Here is a 17,434-nt window from a genome sequence, read left to right on the forward strand (position 1 = left end):
AAGCACGCTTTGGGCATTCTCGAAATATGGTCTGAAAACCCGACGATCAATCAGGCTTTGGCGGTCGTTGCACCCGCTGCCGGTTTGGCCGTGGTTTTGCCGCCTTTGACAAATTCGGACGCCTTGCGTTTGCCGTCTTCGAATTCGTCCTTGAAACGACCCTTCATTTCATCGGCATCGAAATCATCAACCGTTCCGCCCTTGGCAAAGTGCCAGGCAAAAACACGCCCCAGCGCATAGGTGCAGGCACCGGCAAAGGTCGGCATTGCGACAACGCCAAAGATCGTGCCAACAACCGGAACCTTGCGAACCAGTGCCGCCGTTGCATAACCGACACCGGTCATCGGCAGGACCGTTGCAACCAGGGTCGAAATCGAACTCTTGATCGCGTTCTCAGAGAACGGAACACCGTAGATGTCGCAAAGCTTTGCAAGCATCCGCACCTGGATCGTGCTGCTGGTGGCCATTTCAAGGAACGGGATCGGGACAAGACCACCAACCGCAGCATAAACGCTATGACGATGGATGCAGTCACGGGACTGGGCACGAATTTCATCCGCCTTCGCGACGGCCAGTTCTTCAGTCTCTTCGATGGTTTCTGCTTCGCTCATTATCGCCTCTTGAATTTGTACCTGTAAGTTGATGGTCTGCACGCAAAATCTATTCTTCAACTTTACCTGAACTAACCTGAAGTAGCAACGTGCAACACCCTTTATTTGCTACCGGTTTTTGAAATTTCAGGCTGCCCTGCACTCTCACGTGTCGCGGCAGGTTCCATGTCGCTCTGTTTGACAACACCACCCCCGTCACCACTGGACGGATCAAACAGCGGGGCAATCGATTTCAGGACATCGCCGGCGGTTTTACCTGCTGTTGAAACATCCTCCGACGCCGCCGCTGTCGGGGTTGTCGGCTTCATCGACGGTGTTACCGGCGTGTTCGAATTCACCGCACCGGGCCGCTGGCGTTTACTCACCGGATCGCCCGCCGGTTCGCGAACGCCCGGCGAAATGGCATTTTGCGGCGCGACTTCCTGCGACCGCGCATTAAGCGCCCCGGAATTCGGCAGGCTTTCCGCCGTATCGTTCACAAGCTCCGCCCCCGAATCTGAATCCGGGGTGCTGGCCGTCGGCGAATCTGCGGTATTGAGGATCACGGGCAGGCCATCTTTGCCACCAATGATGATCGTCTTGCTGTTTTTCGATGTCGCAAGCGTCATGGTGGCTTCGATACCGCGCAGGCGAAGATATTCCTCGGTAATCGTTTTGGCGACGATATCCTGGAATTCCCGAATACCTTCCGCCTCGATCTTCTTGCGTTCCTTTTCCTTTTCCTCGCGCGCCAGACGGAAATCATATTCCAGCATGGCCTGATATTGTTCAGCCTTGCGTTCAATCGCATCCGCAACGCGTTCGGGCAGGATCACGGAACGGATCAGAACGTCTTCAACCGTCACCAGCCGCCCCTGAAAACTCTGATTGACCAGTGATGATCCAAGCTCGTTGACCATCCGTTCAAGGATTTCGGCCTGAATGAAGGCACGGGTTTCGGTATAAAGCTGTTCAGGCGTGTAACGCGAAATCAGTTCACGCGCATGCGATCCGATTTCCGGATACACAAGGATTTCCGCATAATTCGGCCCGACAAGCTTGTGCAGCATCCCGACCGCTTCGCGATTGATCCGATACCGCACCGCAATGTCGACTTCCATCGACAGGCCGTTCGATGAAATGGTGTCATAAACCCTCGCCTGATTTTGCAGACGCGCGTCATAGATATACATTTCATCCCACGGGAAGATCATGTGAATGCCCTCCCCATAGCTTTTGTCAACCACCGTCCCGCCAAAGAACCGGTACCACATCACCGCCACATGCCCGGCAGGCACGGTAATGAAAATCTGCGGTGCCAACGCGAAAATCGCGATCAGCAGGAACAGAATCCCGATCAGAAATGTCGTGCGCAACCGCCGCAGGCGTTCCCCCGCGCTAATGAAAAAGCGCAGCCAAAAGATCGACCACCGCCCTCTTTTGCGGGCGGTTGCGTTTTGGTCTGGTGCACCGGGTGCGACTGTCGCGCTATCAACCATTCATCATCTCGTCGTCGGATTTATCGTGACGCATGCTGATCGCCCGTCAGTCATCATCTTATTCATAATCAAGGTCTTTAAGCTTTTCACGAAGCTCCCGCGACGGGCGCGCAACAATCTGAACCAGAAAATCACCAATCGGGGTGATCACAATCGCCAGCAGGAAATGCCCCAGAAATCCGAACGATGTCCGGCGGCCAAGCATGCCGCAAACAATGCAGGCCAACAGATAAATTACAATCAAAATCAAATGCATCGTTTCGCCACCCGAATTCCTGTTATTGCGCGATTACGCGTTCTTCACGCCGTTTTCTCGTCCTGATCGAATTTCAGGCCTTCCTTGAATTTCCGGCGAAAATCGGCCTCTGCCTTTTGGGCGTCAAAATCCGCCATCGTCCCGCCGGCGGCGTAATGCTGCTGAAAAACCCGACCAAGCGCATAGGTAAATGCCGCATTGAAACCCGGCATGGTCACGATGCTCAGCGTCGATCCGACAACCGGCATCACCTTGGCAATATTGGAAAATATCCCCGTCCCCAAAAGAGCCCGCCCCAAAACGCCGCTGGTAATGCACGCGGTTAAGGCCGCAATCACGGATTTGCCACTGCTTTTATTGAACGCAACACCGTAAACATCGCTCAGTTCCGCCAGCATTTTAAGCTGCACGGCAACCGTCGCCGCAGAATCGAGAACAGGAATCGGAACAAAACCGGTTCCCGCCGCCCAAAGGGCATTGCGTTGCACAACACCACTTGCAATCCGGTGCTGTTTGCGCCGTTTCAGCACTTCAAGCGTTTCAGCCCCCATAACGTCCCCCGGTTTATTGTCCCGCGCCAAATCATAATCGCTAACTATCAGCACTGCAAACCGAATCAAGGTTTTATACAGCCTTGACCCCAACCCCGATGCAATCAACCATATGGTTTGTGAAAGCCGCTTTCTGAGGATATAACCGGCTTAACAGGATCATGTTTTGAAAATATTTTGAAAATATATCTCGCCGGAGACACGTTTTGAAGCTGTCTACCAAGATCGGGCTGGCCCTTTTACTTGTGCTTGCAAGCGCACTGAGCATGACCACGGTCCTGAATTATCTGCGATTCGACCAGACCCTGCACACTCTTCTGGCCCAGCGCATGACCGTGATCCTCAATGAAACCAGTCAGGATGTCCTTGCCGGGATCGATCTGGGCTTGCGGCTGGAAAACATGGAAAACCTTCAATCGGTCCTGAACCGGCGTCTGGATATGGCCAACGATATCCGCAATGTCGCCGTTCTGGACTGCAACGGCACCCCAATCAGCAACGCCACCCGGTCCCCAGACAGCCCCCCCAATGATCAGGCACTCTCTGGCGCGGCAATATCGCAACAGACACGTGATCATTGGATCGATTTCACACCGGGGATCGCCACCGCCGGACAGGTCCTGCGCGACAGCCTTGGCCAATGCGCGGGTCTGGTCGTCATCACCGCAAACTCGCAGGCCTCCGAAGCCAAACTTGCCAATGCCTTCTCTGAAATGTGGAAATCGGCGGCCTTCGGCATGGGCATGATTGTGCCCATCCTTGGCGTCCTGTTCATTCTGATGCGCCGTCGCCATCGCGTTTTCGAAGAACTGCACGAAGATCTGGCGCGCGCTGTTGCGGGCAAGGCCCCCAATACCCGCCCCCATGATGGCGATGTCCTGACCCAAAGCGAAATCGAACTGATTTCCCTTTACCGCGAAATCCGCGATCAGTTGCCCCACGATACGCAAAATGACGGCACCGAACACACATCGAAAACCCCGGCGGAGCCCCTGAAATGACCCCCTCTGCCAATCCGAAAACCAAACCCGATACCCCTGCATCCCCTCATGGCGGCAATATCCGAAGCCGCCTTTTCCCCAAGGGCACGATCTGGATTCTGCTGCTGTTCAGCACGATCTCGCTTTGCATTGCCTTGGTCGGGATTTCTTGGCGGGCCGCCGAACTGGCGCGTGCTGATCTGCAAACCGAAATCCGCGAAAAGGCCGAAATCGAAGCCCGGGTTCTTGGCGAAAAAATCGAAAATGCCCTGCGGCTCGGCATTCCGCTCCGCGAGATTGTCGGCTTTGAAGCCGTCGTCTATCAGCTTCGCGATGGCGACCCCGATCTGGTTTTTGCCGCCATCACCGACATGGGGGGCGACATCCTGCATGCGGGCGGCCTGCCATCGGATGAAATCGCCACCGCCCTAACGGCCCCGTCGGGCAACGATACCGCCTATATCGTGACCCGCCTCAACCTGCTCCGCGCCGAGGGGCGCGACGATATCGAGGTGGTCCTTGGTCATGCCCGTGCCGCCCTGATGCGCCCGGTTACTGATAACCTTTATGACATTGCGATCATTTTCATCATAACCCTCGCCCTGTCATTTGAACTGATGTTGCTGGTGTTAACCGTCAATGTCGCCCTGCCAGTAAGGGTTGCGCGCAAGGTTCTGGGCAATGTGCGCGACCGCAAATTCACCCTGCTGCATGGCCAAAGCACCCATGACGAAATCGGCCAGTTCATGGAACGCATCAATTCCCTGATCAACACCACCGCCAAAAAGGTCGGCACACATCCCCAACGCGAACGGGAGGTAAAGCTGATCGGGGTTCGCATGCTGGCCTTCATGTTTGTCCTGGCCGAAGAACTGGCCCGTCCGATCATGCCTGCCTTCTTTAGCCAGGTGACATCCCATAGCATCGACGGGCAGCTTGGCGCAGGTGTGGTCATGGCGGTGCATCTTCTGATGGTTGCCCTTGCCATGCCAATCTGCAGCCTGTTTCAAGAACAGGTCGGGTCACTGCGCATGTATCTGTGTGGTGCGTTTCTGGCGACACTTGGTCTGATCGGTACCGCCTTTGCCGTTGGCATCTGGGATCTTGTCCTGTGGCGCGCATTATCGGGGATCGGTTACGCCACCACCTTTGTCGCCTGTCAATCCTATGTCCTTGATGCCACCAATGACAGCAACCGCACACAGGGAACCGCCATGATGGTCAGCGGCATCATGCTGGCTGATATCTGCGGCCCGGCCATCGGCGGGATTGTCGCTGGCCATTTCGGCCCGGACATGACCTTTATCGCCGGTGCGACCATTGCGTTTCTTGCCGTCCTTCTGGCCTTCTTCCTGATGGATAATATGGTGCGTGGCAAAACCCCACCGCCGGTCCCGACCAGGGCCGCCCTTCGTGCCATGCTCGGCAATCGCCGTTTGCAGGTGCTGATCCTGTTTGCCGCCATCCCCGCCAAACTGATCCTTAGCGGCTTTTTATATTACCTGACCCCGATGATCTTGCTGCAATCGGGTGCGACCACGGCTGAAACCGGGCGGGTGATCATGCTTTACGGGCTGGTCGCCATCCTGACCGGCTGGGCGGCGGCAAAATGGACCGACAAAAGCCAGAACGAAACCCGCGCGGTCGGCATTGGCGGTGGTTTGACCGCCGCCGGACTGTTGCTGGCGGGCTGGCTTCCCGAATATGCCCTGTTTGCAGTTGCCGTCGCCTTGCTAGGCCTCGCACAGGCAACCTCAATCCCGGCACAGCTTTCCGCCAGCCTGAAACTCAGCAAGGATTTCACCAAGGATCACGGCACCGGCCCGGTCCTTGCGGTCCTGCGTCTGGCAGAACGTCTGGGCGGGGCGGCCGGTCCGTTGCTGGCCGCCGGTCTGACCCTTCTGGTCGGAACAACGCAGGCCGTCCTGATTTTCGGGGTCTTTGCCGCCGTTTCGGTTCTGTGCTTTGAACTTCTGATCGGTCATGTGCCGCCAGAACAAAAGGGCGAACAAAAAAGCGAACAAAAAGCACAAGGAGGGACGAAATGACATTCCCCCGTCCTCCGGCTTTTCGTCTGCTTGGCATTCTTGCGGTCTTGATCGTCGCACTCAGCGCGACGTTATTGCCAACGGCATATGCGCAATCATCAAAGGCCCCGCTTAAAATCGCCATGATCCTTTGGCGGGGTGAAACCAATGTCGAACAGGGATTTCGCGCCTATTTCGACGAAAACAACATCCCCGTCGATCTGACCATTCATGACGTTGCGCGTGATCTGTCGCGCGTGCCCGCCATCATCGATCAGATCCGCAAAGACCCGCCCGATCTGGTTTACACATGGGGCACCGGGATCACATCTTCTGTCGTCGGCAAATATGATGCCGTCGATCCGGCGAAAAACATCACCGATCTTCCGGTGGTCTATGTGATGGTTTCATCGCCTTGGAAAACCGGTATTGCCGCGCCTGCGGGCCAAAGCCGCCCCAATGTCACCGGGGCAACCCACATCGCCCCGCTTGCCGCCCAGATCAATGCCATCCGCGCCTATCGCCCGATGGATAAACTCGGCGTGGTCTATAACAGCCGCGAAGACAATTCCGTTTCCAACGTCGCCGATCTGACCGAACTGGGCCGCGAAATGGGGTTTGACGTTCTGGCCGCCCCCCTTGGCACTGACGGCGAACCATCCGCCAATGACATCGCCCCCGCCGTTGCCGAACTGGCCCGCAAGGGGGCCGATATCCTGTATATCGGGCCGGATAACTTCATCGGCAATTATCGCGATACCCTGACCGATGCCGGTTTTGCCAACGGGCTTGCCGCCTTTAGCGCGACCGAACTTGAAGTCCGCGACGGTCACGCCATGCTGGGCCTTGTCAGCCGCTATGAACTTGTCGGCCGTCTCGCCGCCAGCAAGGTCGAACAAATTCTGATCGGTGGCATATCACCCGCCGATATCCCGGTCGAAACGCTTGACCGGTTTTCCTATCTGATCCGGCTGTCATCGGCGCGCAAACTGAAACTCTATCCGCCGCTGTCGCTGCTGGATTACGCGGAGGTCATCGAATGACCCAACTGACCCGGCTTGGTCCATCCCATCTTCCGGCTATCATCACCCTGCATCACAGGGTAATTGCGGACCTGCCGCCGGGCAATGCCGCCAGCGAAACCGATCAGTTCTTTGCCGATCATCTGGATGCCTGCGGGCAGATTTTTGGGGCCTTTGACGGGGACCGTCTGATGGCCTATTGCGTGCTGGGATTACCGCGCGAAACCGATCCGAATTTCGGCACCGACCATCACCTTCCCCCCGATCAGCTGGGCAAGGTCGCCCATATCGACGGGGTCGCGGTTGATCCGCAATGGCGCGGACAGGGGTGGCAACGCCGGATGGTCGAACACCGCATCGAAATCGCCCGGAAATGCGGGCGCACCATCGCACTCAGCACCGTCGCCCCAACCAATTTCCCAAGCCTGATCAGCACGGTCTCAACCGGCCTTGCCATTCATGGATTGATCGCGAAATTTGGCGGGAACCGTTTTCTGCTGCGCCGGGATATCGACCCCGATCAGGATGCAAAATTCCCATCCGCACCCGATAGCGCAATCTGGTGCGCCAGTGACGATCTTGCGACCTGCCGGAAATTGCTCGATAACGGGTTGATCGGCCTGTTTTGCCAATCATCACCCCATGGCACGGCGCCGCGCATCGGCTGGGTTCCGGCCATACCCGCTTAATAACGCGGCTTATTGCTGATAACTGTAATTCCATTTGCTCGGCCCTTTCGGGTCGGCCTGCTGATAATAGGGTTGCCAGTCGCAGGCATGCGCATCGGTTTCCCAATAACATGCCGCCCCCTTATGGAACGGCAGGAAATTGCCCTTTTCATACATATCGTCTGCAACCACGCTTCGGAATGTCGGATACATTTCCTTCATCCGGTCGATATTTTCATGAACGATCCGCGTGATCCAGTACACCACATACGGATCGGCCGGTTCATAGGCGATAAGGGATGCCTTGAACCCATAGGATGCAATCGCTTCTTCCTGCGCACTATATGTCTTTGCTGGCAAAACCTGATTAAAGAAATACTGGTTTGCCCGCACCATCTCATCGGTCAAGGGGCCGCCCATGCCGACAACCCGCGCCCCGCAGCCAAGCGTATCTTCAATCAGCGTCGCCGGATGCCCGATCCACAGACCGAACGCATCGATATAATTCTCGCAGATGCCAAGTTCGTTATAATCCTGCGCAACATTGTAAACGGTATCAAGATCCTCAAGCGTGATATCGTACCGCGACAGAAGCTCAAGCCACAATTCCCGCGATGCCGACCCTTCCGGCCCGATATTGATCCGTTTGCCGCGCAGATCGCCAATCGATTCAATGCCGGAATCATTGCGCACCACCAGCAACCCCATTTCATCATGCAGCGACATCACCGACCGCGCACCGGGGATCGGCGCAATGCCCTTCTGCGCTTCCCAGTTATTGTTCGACTGCACGATGGCAAGCTGCACCCGTCCTTCCTTCATCAGGCGGATATTGCTGCCGACACCCTGGGATCGCAACGGCACGCAATGCACGCGATGGCGCTCAAAGGTACGGCTCATCATCTCGCAAATCTGGGCTGCAACCTTGAAATACACGCCACTCGTGCTGCCGCTGTAAATCGCCGCGTAATAGGATCGTTCGGTCTGGCCATCACCGGCAATCACATCGGTGTTGCTCAACGCCGCCAGACTTTCCGGGTCGGTTGTCCGGCGACGATATTGTGACAACGGAATGGCATCGGGCTTGTAAATCAGGCCATCAATCAGGTCCGGGTTGGATTTTGCCGGGTCGATGATCGCATCGTCATATGTGTCGACATCGATATCAGGCAGGACGTCAACCGGCGACATATCGGCACTTGCATCCTCGGCAACGGTGCCACTTTGCTGCGCATACGCACCCGCCGCCCCCGCCGACAGCAGAACTGCCAGCATACCGGTCGCAATCATTCTCATGCCGATCTCAAAACGCAAAACCGTCCACTCATCGTTTGTGATGAACCAATCCTCGCATCCCAACGGCCATCCTAAAGGATCGCCCGGAAGCCCGTCGAGAGCGAAGATGAATTAATACCCTTATTCTCAGCGATTTAACACAATCGTCTTCACCACGATCCTCACCGATCGTCGATATTCAGATTGTGTTTGACGCAACATCATACGCCCCTCATAAACCAGAAGACCATATAACAGAAAACCGGACCACGGCCAGATTTCGGAGAAGACGATGACGTCCATCATCGCCCTTGATCCCGGGCGCAACGATATTTATCAGGCGTTCGACCTGATATCCTCCTGGCCGGAATACCGCCAAAGCCCCCTGATCCGCGCCACCGGTCTTGCCCGCGAACTCGGTCTTGGCACTGTCTGGATCAAGGATGAAAGCAAACGGTTCGGTCTGGGCGGGGTCAAGGCACTTGGTGCCCCCTATGGCCTGAAACAGCAGCTTTTAAAACGCGGCCTCATCCCCGGAAGCCCGCAGTGCGCGGGCTATACCGCCGTTGCCGCAACCGATGGCAATCACGGCCTTGCCGTGGCATGGGCGGCCCAAAAATTCGGCTGTCATGCGCGGGTCTATGTCGGAACCGAGGTCGATCAGGCCCGCATTGCCCGCATCACCGATAACGGGGCTGAAATCGTCCGGGTGGATGGCACCTATGACGATGCGGTCCTTGCCGCCGAAAATGCCGCACAATCGCCCGACGTGCTTCTGATCACCGATACCGATTATGGCCATGAACTCGACGTTACCCGCGATATCATGGCGGGTTATGCGGTTCTCGGCATCGAATGCGCCCGCCAGCTTCGGGCTGAAAACATCACCCCCGATCATGTTTTCCTGCAATGCGGGGTTGGCGGCATGGCAGCGGGTTGCGCCATCGGGCTCTGGCATGAAAGCGGTCAAAAACCGAATGTCTGCACGGTGGAGGCAACAAACGCCGCCTGCCTTCAGGCAAGCCTTGCAACCAGCGAACTGACATCGGTTCCGGGCAAGCTCCTGACCCGCATGATCGGACTGTCCTGTGGCAAACCGAGTCTCCCGGCGTTTGAAATCCTGCGCGAAGTATCCACCCACAGCATCGCGATTGATGATGACGTGGCGCTTCTGGTCCAAAACACGCTTTCCGCCGGGATCAATGGCGACGCCCCGCTTGAAACATGGGATACCGGCATCGCAGGCATCGCCGGGCTTTGGCATGTCGCCAAAAACCACGACCTTCGCGCCCGTTTTGGCCTGAATGCCCAAAGCAACGTGCTCGTGATCAACAGCGAAGGCCCCATTCCATTGCCATACCGCGCAAATATCTGAATTCTTTCGACGCGAAAAAGGCTTTCCGTTATGCCACCAACTGGACAGCGACTGGACAGCCCTGCCGGGCATCGGTACAGTCGCGCCAGACCGTACAAATGCCCACGTCGGGTTCTATGGGGACTGCAAACAGATGAAATTGCTCGAACTGTTGTCTTGGGGGGATAACAGACTGATGGCCCGGCTTGCCTTTGCCGGTGCGCTATCAGGTGCGGGCAGTGCGGTCCTGCTGGGGCTGGTCAATACCGCCGCCGAAGGCATCGCCGATAACGGTGTCGATCAGGTCGACTGGCTTCTGGCCGGCGGCTTCATCGCCCTTGCCGTGGTCTATTTCCTGGCCGAGGTTTTCCTTCTTGCCAATATCTCGACCCAGATCGAACAGGGCATCGACAAGGTCCGGCGAAAACTGCTGGGTCAGATCGCCCATGCCGACTTTGCCCGGCTTGAAACCTTCGGTCAGGCCCGCCTGTTTGACAGCATCACCCAAAGCACTCAGGTCATTTCGCAAAACTCGCACATGATCGGCATGTCGTTCCGATCCCTTCTGCTGGTCGTTGCGGTGATGATCTATGTTTTCTGGCTGTCCACGCTGGCCTTTTTCCTGATCGTGATGGTGATCGGGGCCGGGATTGTCATTTACCTGCAGATGGGCAAACAGCTCGGCATGTGGTTTGGCAAACTCCATCTCGCCGAAACCAGCCTGTTTGGCAAGGTCGCCGATCTGTTTTCGGGCATCCGCGAAGTTCGCATGTGGTCATCGCGCAGCAGCACCCTTTTCAATGCCTTTTCGGCAAATTCACTGCAAAAGGAACAGATCACGGCGGAAACCCACAGCCTGATGTTCCGTCAGATGATCATGGGCATGACCGCCTTTTATGTCCTGCTTGCGGTGATCGTCTTTATCGTGCCGGTCTATACCGATAATTTCGGCTCCACGGTTTCCAAGGTAAGCACCGCCGTCCTGTTCATGATCGGCCCGATCAGCACCGTGGTGCAGGCAATGGCGGTTCTGGGGGCGGCCGAACAGGCCGCCGCGCGCATGGTAACCCTGTCACAGGATCTGGACGAAATTGCCGAACCGATTGACGAAAACGGCACAAAGCTGCCCGATACATTTTCAAACATCGCGTTTGATGATGTCTGCTTTACCTATCCCAACCGCGACCCGCGCCACGGCTTTGTTCTTGGCCCGATCAGCCTTTCGGTAAAAAAGGGCGAACTGATTTTCATCACCGGCGGCAACGGGGCGGGCAAATCCACCCTGATCAAGCTTCTGACAGCCCTTTATCGCCCGGTATCGGGTACCATCCGGTTTGACGATATCCAGCTTGGCGCGCAAAATATCGCGTCCTTCCGCGATAAAATCGCCACCGTGTTTTCCGATTTCCACCTGTTTTCCGAACTGCACGGATCGGCCGAAATTGATCCCGACGAAGCAGATTACTGGCTCAACCTGTTTGAACTGTCCCATGTGACGGGTATTCGCGACGGCAAATTTGTTTCCATCGCCCTGTCTGCCGGGCAACGCAAACGTCTTGGCCTGATCACCGCCATTCTCGAACATCGCCCGATCCTTGTTCTTGATGAATGGGCCGCTGATCAGGACCCCTATTTCCGTAAAAAATTCTATTACGAAATCCTGCCACAGATCAAAGCACGCGGCATAACCATCATCGCCGTCACCCATGACGACCATTATTTCGATGCCGCCGACCGCCGCCTGCATCTCGAAGCCGGCACCCTGCTCGAACTTGACCGCAACGACCCGCGTGGAAGGATCTGATCATGCTGCTTATTGATCTTCTGCGATCCCGAACCCGCATCGATCTGCGCCATGCCGTGGGCCTGCTGTCGCTGGCATCGATTGCCACCACCATGGTGCTGATCATCGTCAATCTGGCCGCCGAACAGGCCGAAGACGGTGTGGCCAGCATGCGCTATCTCGGCATGATGGCTCTGTCGCTGATCGGCTATATCTGGGCCCAGAAAAAATCCAGCGACATGATCGCCGCCGAGGTAGAACACATCCTCCATCAACTCCGCCTCAGCCTGTTTGATCGCGTGCGAAAAGCCGCCCCCGATACGCTGGCCAAGGTCGGACAGGGTGCGGTTCAAACCGCCCTCACCCAGGAAATGCAAACCGTATCGGCCGCCCTGCCCCTGATGCTGAATGGTGTGCAGCAGGTGGTCCTGATCATCTGTGTCGCGGCCTATCTCGCATGGCTGTCGACCTTCGCCTTCGTGATGATTTCCGTTCTGGCCGTTGTGGTTTCAACCATCCATCTGCAACGCATGCGCAAAATCAACGCCGCCACCCGTGACGCGATTGACGATGAAAACCTGCTTTTTGGCGGCCTGACCGATCTGTTGCATGGCTTCAAGGAAGTCAAAATGAACAGTCGGCGTCGCGATGCGCTGCTCGGCGCACTCAATGACCGCTCCATCCGGGCACGCGACACCAAATCCGTGGTCAAGGCCCAATGGTCGCGCGAATTCGCCCTGATCCAGCTGGCCTTCTACGGGATGATGGCGGCAATGGTATTCATCGTTCCGATCTTCACATCGGATTATCACGACGTTGCCGTGCAAACCACGACCGCGGCCCTGTTCATGATCGGCCCGATCGGGGCTGTGGTTGCCTCTGTCCCCAGCTTCACCGATTCCGATGTGGCGCTCCGCAAGATCAACGATATCGATCACCAGCTCGAAGACGCCCTTGACGCCCAACATGCGAACGAGGCCACAAACGGCACCTCATCGCCCGAAACCCTTGATAAATTGCGCGGTGCACTTGGCAATATCGCCGAAATCAGCCTGCGCGACGTTCGTTTCGCCTATCCCGGCACGACGGATAGCCCCGGCTTTGCCGTCGGTCCGATCAATGCCACCTTCAAAAAGGGCGAAATCACCTTTATCACCGGCGGCAACGGGGCTGGCAAATCAACCATCATCGCCGTTCTGACCGGCCTTCGCCCGGCGGCAGGCGGTTCGATCATGGTCAATGATTGCCCGCTCCCGACCGACGCCCTGCAGCTTTATCGCGATCATTTCGCGACTGTCCTTTCGGACTATCATCTGTTTCGCGAACTTTACGGCATTGATGATATCGACCCGAAACGGGTTGAAACGCTGCTCAAACAGATGGAAATCGATGACAAGGTCGAAATTGATGACAACGCCTTTTCAACGACGTCACTGTCACAGGGGCAACGCAAACGCCTTGCCCTGATCGCGGCCCTGCTTGAAGAAAAGCCTGTTCTTGTCCTTGATGAATGGGCCGCCGATCAGGACCCGCATTTCCGCTCGGTCTTCTATGAAAAAATCCTGCCATCCTTACGCAAGCAGGGCAAGATCATCATCTGTGTGACCCATGATGACCGCTGGTTTGACGCGGCCGATACGATCTATCACGTCCGCGACGGCGAATTTGTCGACGGGCGTCAAACCACCTCCGCCTGATCTGTTACGCCACCATCAGCGCGTCCCGGACCACGCGCAAGATGTCGTCCCCGCCATCGCGCAGGAAAAAATGCCCGCCGGGCAAAACATGCTTGGCAAAATCACCCGTGGTCGCCGCCGCCCAGTCATCCAGTTCATCCGGCACCGGGTTCGGATCATCCGCCCCGCCAAAGGCGGTAATCGGGCAGGACAGTTTGGGCAATCCGGTCGAAACCGCGGTTTCCGACAATCTGAAATCCGCCCGAAGGCTGGGCTCAAACAGGGCGCGATATTCCGCATTTTCCAGAATTTCGGTGGGTGTCCCGCCATAATTGGCAATCCCCCGCCAGAACTCATCCGATGACAGATGATGCAACGGCGCCCGCTGCCCGGCCACATTCGGCCCCCGCCTTGCGGCAACAAACAGATGAACCGGCACAGCCATCCCCGCCTGTTGCAGATGACAGGCCAGATGATGGGAAATCAGCGCCCCCATCGAATAACCGAAAAACGCAAATGGCCGATCCATAACCGGCTTTAACCCATCGGCCACCGCCGCAACCATCGCCGAAAGATCATCAATCACCGGATCACCAAACCGCTGCTCACGCCCCGGCAGATTGACCGGCACCACATCAATGTCATCGGGGAATTGTGTCAGCCACGGCCGATAGGCCAACGCACCACCCCCGGCAAACGGAAAACAGAACAGCCGCAACCGGGCACCCGCCGTGATATTCTGACCGACCCAGACATTTTGCGTCATGTTTCTTTCCGCCCCAATTGCCGACAGCTTTACCTGTCGCAATATTATCGCGCAAATTCAAGCGGCTAAAATCCGGCCTCATCAAACCCGCGCCAGCGCCCCGGAAAATCCATCAATGGTGTCAATCGCGATCAATGTGGCGCGTGCCTGTGCCAATGGGTCGGTTTCGCCCGTTGCCTTGAATGCCGCCTCGTAATCGCACCAGCCCTGATAAAAATCCCGCCCCATCGCATCCCCGTCAAACAGCCAGCGTGACAGGGCGTCGATATCACGGCTCGGGTCGCGATATTCGATATCGATGCCGATCATGGCATCCGGGTCTTTGGCAATCGCCACCGCCACAAGGTCGCGGCTGTGGCTTATACTCGCACAATGGATCACACCATCAATGATCAGGCCGGGCCGGCCGGAACTTTGCCGCACGGTTTCATATGTCCCATCCCCGTCGATATCCAGCGAGATATAATGTCCAAGATCGCCCAGCATCTGCCACGCGCGGGCCGAACTTTGGCGGCGTTTTTCCGCGCGATCCCCCTTCAGGTCATCGATCCGCTGCCAGCACCATAAAACGTTGCCCCCAAACGTGGTCTTGACATCGATGATTGCGTTTTTTTTCATGTATCTGGCAAGTTTTGGTTGTTTTGTTGGCGACAGGTTCATTAAATCAGGGGCATCTGCCCGGCTCGGGCAATAAAAAACGCGATAATTGATCCGATCAACCGGATCAATCGGATAATATCAATAAAAGGCAGGTTGGATATGCGCAGTTTGAAATTTGCAGTCGTCGGTTTGCTGGCACTTGTTGTTGCCGCGTGCCGCACCGCCCCGGTTCAGAATGTCAGCAGTCAGCCCTTCCCGGCTGATGCGTCAAAACTCAGCATGGCACAGATCGAAGAAAGCATCATCAAGGCCGCCGGTGAACGTGAATGGATCGTTCAACGCAAGGCCGAAGGTGAACTGATCGCCACCTATTCCCCGCGCGATCATCTGGCCAAGGTTGAAATCGATTTTGACCAGTCCAAATTTTCCATTTCCTATGTCGACAGCACCAATCTGAACTATGATGGCACTTCGATTCATAATAATTACAATCGCTGGGTCAACAATCTGAGACAGGATATCTTGCGCGAGGTATCGGCAAAGGCCGTACTCGCGAACTAGGTTTGGATATGAGTTTGCTGCACGCCAGAATTTCGCACTGGGCTTTCTGGGAAGACCGCGATGATCGCGCGGTCCTGAAATCCGGAACAGCCGGGCATACCGAAATCCCGCATACCGCAATCCCGATTGACGATATGACCGGTGCCAATCTGGCGCGCAGCCTGAAACCCGCCTGGCGGCGGCGCCTTGACCTTTATGGTCGCGCCGCCGCCGAGGTGCTCGGCCATACCATCCGTGATGGCGATAACCCGCATATCGTTTTTGCCTCCCGCCACGGCAATATTGACCGCACGCTGAAACTCCTCAATCAGGTCGCAACAAACGAAACCCTTTCACCCGCCGATTTCAGCATGTCGGTGCATAACGCGCTTGTCGGGGTTGCCTCGATCAACTGGTCGATCACCCAAAGCCACACCGCAATCTCAGCCGGCAATGACAGCCTGATCGCGGCCCTGACCGAAACATTATGCCAGCTCACCAGCGAAGATGGCCCCGTCATCCTGTGCTATGTCGATCTGCCGCTGCCCGACATTTACCACGACGAAGACCCGGACGACATTTCCGGCACCGCCCTTGCCATCCGCTTTGACCAGCCAACGAAACCGGACGGCAAAATGTTCTGGTTCGATCCGATCCCCGATCATGATCCCGCCCCCATGCCACACCGCCAGGCACGCGCCATCGCCGCCTGCCTTGGCACCTCGTCAAAAACCGGGTTGAACCTGCCGGGGAAATCCGGCGGCTGGGCCATGCAACCGCATGGCTGATAAACACAGCAGGCCGACACGGTCGTCAAAGGGCTTTAACTGGTATTGGCGGCTGCTGGCGACCGGCTTTGCCTTTTCGGCCTTTGGTCTGGGCGGGCTTTTGATGGCCATCACCATCTTCCCTGCCATGATGATCATCCTGCGCGACCGCGCCAAACGCCGCCGCTATGCGCAGTTTGTCATCTGCCGCGGTTTTCGCCTTTTCACCTGGATGCTTGATGTCACCGGTGTGGCGGTTGCCGAAACCGAAAATATCGAACGCCTGCGATCCGCGCGTGGGGCGCTGATCATCGCCAATCACCCGACATTGCTTGATGTCGTGATGATCCTGGCCCAGATGGATCGCTGCCAGTGTGTCGTCAAACACGAACTGTTTCGCAATCCGTTCATGGCCGGTGTGGTACGTGCGGCTGGTTTCATTCGCAATAATGATGACCCGGAAAACCTGATTTCGCAGGCGCGCGATCATCTGGCAACCGGTGCCTGTATCCTGATTTTCCCCGAAGGCACGCGCACGCCCAGCCGCCGCAAACTGGGCCAATTGCAACGCGGGGTAGCGAATATCGCGATAGAAACACAAGTCGACTTGATTCCTGTGGTTGTGCACTGTAATCACGATACCCTGAAAAAGGGGGTACCGTGGTATCGCATTCCGCCGTCGAAAATCCGTTTTCGCCTCGTGGTCGATGCACCGCTATCATTTGGGGACATTGCTGATCCGACATTAAGCCGCGCCAGACAGGCCCGTTTGCTGACCCGGATCATCAAGGATTATTATCTGGACAGACTGACGCATGACTTCGCTGGAAACAGAACTTAAAGCCTTCATTATCGAGACGCTTAATCTCGAAGACATAAGTGTCGAGGATATCGACAGCGAAGAAGCCCTATTTGTCGATGGGCTCGGCCTTGATTCCATCGATGCCCTTGAACTTGGCGTTGCGATCCAGAAAAAATACGATGTCAGGATTGATGCGAAGAACGAAGATGTGAAAACCCATTTTGCATCCGTGCGCAATCTGGCGAAATTCATTCAGGCATCGGGCAAGGAGGGGTAAT

Annotated in this window: 18 protein-coding genes; 11 read left to right on the forward strand and 7 right to left on the reverse strand. The window is 56.4% G+C overall.

Going from position 1 to position 17,434, the window contains the following annotated elements; genetic code table 11:
- Window positions 1-50: 50 nt before the first annotated feature.
- From P8T57_RS00560 to P8T57_RS00575, 4 genes are all read right to left on the reverse strand, one after another.
- Window positions 51-611: a DUF697 domain-containing protein gene (locus tag P8T57_RS00560; protein WP_114094871.1), complete on the reverse strand. Its 561-nt coding sequence runs from the start codon at window positions 609-611 to the stop codon at window positions 51-53.
- A 101-nt stretch (window positions 612-712) separates the two neighbouring features.
- Window positions 713-1,966, reverse strand: coding sequence for an SPFH domain-containing protein (locus P8T57_RS00565; protein WP_341364259.1), 1,254 nt, complete (start codon window positions 1,964-1,966; stop codon window positions 713-715).
- A 181-nt stretch (window positions 1,967-2,147) separates the two neighbouring features.
- Window positions 2,148-2,345, reverse strand: a complete 198-nt coding sequence (locus P8T57_RS00570; RefSeq protein ID WP_037992693.1) for a hypothetical protein — start codon at window positions 2,343-2,345, stop codon at window positions 2,148-2,150.
- A gap of 44 nt (window positions 2,346-2,389) precedes the next feature.
- The gene (locus tag P8T57_RS00575) at window positions 2,390-2,896 is read right to left on the reverse strand and encodes a DUF697 domain-containing protein (RefSeq protein WP_063094787.1); all 507 of its coding nucleotides are present in this window, start codon (window positions 2,894-2,896) and stop codon (window positions 2,390-2,392) included.
- A gap of 206 nt (window positions 2,897-3,102) precedes the next feature.
- On the opposite strand from P8T57_RS00575, the gene P8T57_RS00580 reads away from it, so the two are divergent.
- Genes P8T57_RS00580 through P8T57_RS00595 form a run of 4 tightly spaced genes read left to right on the forward strand, consistent with a single transcriptional unit; the run spans window position 3,103 to window position 7,614 of the window.
- A complete protein-coding gene (locus P8T57_RS00580) occupies window positions 3,103-3,897 on the forward strand; it encodes a hypothetical protein (protein WP_341364260.1) in 795 nt (264 codons plus the stop codon).
- Window positions 3,894-5,924 carry an MFS transporter gene (locus P8T57_RS00585; RefSeq protein ID WP_341364261.1) on the forward strand — a complete coding sequence of 677 codons (2,031 nt, stop codon included), beginning with the start codon at window positions 3,894-3,896 and terminating at the stop codon, window positions 5,922-5,924. The genes P8T57_RS00580 and P8T57_RS00585 overlap by 4 nt, the downstream gene beginning before the upstream one ends.
- The gene (locus P8T57_RS00590; RefSeq protein WP_341364262.1) at window positions 5,921-6,946 is read left to right on the forward strand and encodes an ABC transporter substrate-binding protein; all 1,026 of its coding nucleotides are present in this window, start codon (window positions 5,921-5,923) and stop codon (window positions 6,944-6,946) included. Before P8T57_RS00585 ends, P8T57_RS00590 begins: the two co-directional genes overlap by 4 nt.
- Window positions 6,943-7,614 carry a GNAT family N-acetyltransferase gene (locus tag P8T57_RS00595; protein WP_341364263.1) on the forward strand — a complete coding sequence of 224 codons (672 nt, stop codon included), beginning with the start codon at window positions 6,943-6,945 and terminating at the stop codon, window positions 7,612-7,614. Before P8T57_RS00590 ends, P8T57_RS00595 begins: the two co-directional genes overlap by 4 nt.
- A 9-nt stretch (window positions 7,615-7,623) precedes the next feature.
- Here the strand turns inward: P8T57_RS00595 and P8T57_RS00600 are convergent, their stop codons facing one another.
- A complete protein-coding gene (locus P8T57_RS00600) occupies window positions 7,624-8,889 on the reverse strand; it encodes a TAXI family TRAP transporter solute-binding subunit (protein WP_341364264.1) in 1,266 nt (421 codons plus the stop codon).
- 271 nt (window positions 8,890-9,160) lie between these two features.
- On the opposite strand from P8T57_RS00600, the gene P8T57_RS00605 reads away from it, so the two are divergent.
- From P8T57_RS00605 to P8T57_RS00615, 3 genes are all read left to right on the forward strand, one after another.
- On the forward strand, window positions 9,161-10,243 hold the full coding sequence (locus P8T57_RS00605; protein ID WP_341364265.1) for a diaminopropionate ammonia-lyase: 1,083 nt from the start codon (window positions 9,161-9,163) through the stop codon (window positions 10,241-10,243).
- Window positions 10,244-10,376: 133 nt separating this feature from the next.
- Window positions 10,377-12,026: a cyclic peptide export ABC transporter gene (locus P8T57_RS00610; RefSeq protein ID WP_341364266.1), complete on the forward strand. Its 1,650-nt coding sequence runs from the start codon at window positions 10,377-10,379 to the stop codon at window positions 12,024-12,026.
- 2 nt (window positions 12,027-12,028) lie between these two features.
- Window positions 12,029-13,702 (forward strand): cyclic peptide export ABC transporter, encoded by a 1,674-nt coding sequence (locus P8T57_RS00615; protein ID WP_341364267.1) that lies wholly within the window; start codon window positions 12,029-12,031, stop codon window positions 13,700-13,702.
- A 4-nt stretch (window positions 13,703-13,706) separates the two neighbouring features.
- Here the strand turns inward: P8T57_RS00615 and P8T57_RS00620 are convergent, their stop codons facing one another.
- Window positions 13,707-14,447 (reverse strand): thioesterase domain-containing protein, encoded by a 741-nt coding sequence (locus tag P8T57_RS00620; RefSeq protein ID WP_341364268.1) that lies wholly within the window; start codon window positions 14,445-14,447, stop codon window positions 13,707-13,709.
- A gap of 81 nt (window positions 14,448-14,528) precedes the next feature.
- Complete coding sequence (locus P8T57_RS00625; RefSeq protein ID WP_341364269.1) at window positions 14,529-15,065, reverse strand: hypothetical protein; 537 nt, start codon at window positions 15,063-15,065, stop codon at window positions 14,529-14,531.
- A 141-nt stretch (window positions 15,066-15,206) separates the two neighbouring features.
- On the opposite strand from P8T57_RS00625, the gene P8T57_RS00630 reads away from it, so the two are divergent.
- Genes P8T57_RS00630 through P8T57_RS00645 form a run of 4 tightly spaced genes read left to right on the forward strand, consistent with a single transcriptional unit; the run spans window position 15,207 to window position 17,433 of the window.
- Window positions 15,207-15,608, forward strand: a complete 402-nt coding sequence (locus P8T57_RS00630; protein ID WP_341364270.1) for a hypothetical protein — start codon at window positions 15,207-15,209, stop codon at window positions 15,606-15,608.
- An 8-nt stretch (window positions 15,609-15,616) separates the two neighbouring features.
- Window positions 15,617-16,375 carry a beta-ketoacyl synthase chain length factor gene (locus P8T57_RS00635; protein ID WP_341364271.1) on the forward strand — a complete coding sequence of 253 codons (759 nt, stop codon included), beginning with the start codon at window positions 15,617-15,619 and terminating at the stop codon, window positions 16,373-16,375.
- Entirely contained in the window at window positions 16,368-17,195 is an 828-nt protein-coding gene (locus P8T57_RS00640) for a lysophospholipid acyltransferase family protein (RefSeq protein WP_341364272.1), read from the forward strand. Before P8T57_RS00635 ends, P8T57_RS00640 begins: the two co-directional genes overlap by 8 nt.
- Window positions 17,170-17,433 carry a phosphopantetheine-binding protein gene (locus P8T57_RS00645; protein WP_007090636.1) on the forward strand — a complete coding sequence of 88 codons (264 nt, stop codon included), beginning with the start codon at window positions 17,170-17,172 and terminating at the stop codon, window positions 17,431-17,433. The genes P8T57_RS00640 and P8T57_RS00645 overlap by 26 nt, the downstream gene beginning before the upstream one ends.
- The last annotated feature ends 1 nt before the right edge of the window (window position 17,434 follow it).

Source organism: Thalassospira sp. SN3W (genome assembly GCF_038070535.1).
Classification (GTDB): Bacteria; Pseudomonadota; Alphaproteobacteria; order Rhodospirillales; family Thalassospiraceae; genus Thalassospira; species Thalassospira xiamenensis.

Coding starts and splice junctions, on each gene's coding strand:
- P8T57_RS00630 (WP_341364270.1), top strand. CDS start 15,207: ATGCGCAGTTTGAAATTTGCAGTCGTCGGTTTGCTGGCACTTGTTGTT.
- P8T57_RS00605 (WP_341364265.1), top strand. CDS start 9,161: ATGACGTCCATCATCGCCCTTGATCCCGGGCGCAACGATATTTATCAG.
- P8T57_RS00645 (WP_007090636.1), top strand. CDS start 17,170: ATGACTTCGCTGGAAACAGAACTTAAAGCCTTCATTATCGAGACGCTT.
- P8T57_RS00620 (WP_341364268.1), bottom strand. CDS start 14,447: ATGACGCAAAATGTCTGGGTCGGTCAGAATATCACGGCGGGTGCCCGG.
- P8T57_RS00625 (WP_341364269.1), bottom strand. CDS start 15,065: ATGAAAAAAAACGCAATCATCGATGTCAAGACCACGTTTGGGGGCAAC.
- P8T57_RS00615 (WP_341364267.1), top strand. CDS start 12,029: ATGCTGCTTATTGATCTTCTGCGATCCCGAACCCGCATCGATCTGCGC.
- P8T57_RS00585 (WP_341364261.1), top strand. CDS start 3,894: ATGACCCCCTCTGCCAATCCGAAAACCAAACCCGATACCCCTGCATCC.
- P8T57_RS00575 (WP_063094787.1), bottom strand. CDS start 2,896: ATGGGGGCTGAAACGCTTGAAGTGCTGAAACGGCGCAAACAGCACCGG.
- P8T57_RS00610 (WP_341364266.1), top strand. CDS start 10,377: ATGAAATTGCTCGAACTGTTGTCTTGGGGGGATAACAGACTGATGGCC.
- P8T57_RS00635 (WP_341364271.1), top strand. CDS start 15,617: ATGAGTTTGCTGCACGCCAGAATTTCGCACTGGGCTTTCTGGGAAGAC.
- P8T57_RS00590 (WP_341364262.1), top strand. CDS start 5,921: ATGACATTCCCCCGTCCTCCGGCTTTTCGTCTGCTTGGCATTCTTGCG.
- P8T57_RS00560 (WP_114094871.1), bottom strand. CDS start 611: ATGAGCGAAGCAGAAACCATCGAAGAGACTGAAGAACTGGCCGTCGCG.
- P8T57_RS00640 (WP_341364272.1), top strand. CDS start 16,368: ATGGCTGATAAACACAGCAGGCCGACACGGTCGTCAAAGGGCTTTAAC.
- P8T57_RS00595 (WP_341364263.1), top strand. CDS start 6,943: ATGACCCAACTGACCCGGCTTGGTCCATCCCATCTTCCGGCTATCATC.
- P8T57_RS00600 (WP_341364264.1), bottom strand. CDS start 8,889: ATGAGAATGATTGCGACCGGTATGCTGGCAGTTCTGCTGTCGGCGGGG.
- P8T57_RS00570 (WP_037992693.1), bottom strand. CDS start 2,345: ATGCATTTGATTTTGATTGTAATTTATCTGTTGGCCTGCATTGTTTGC.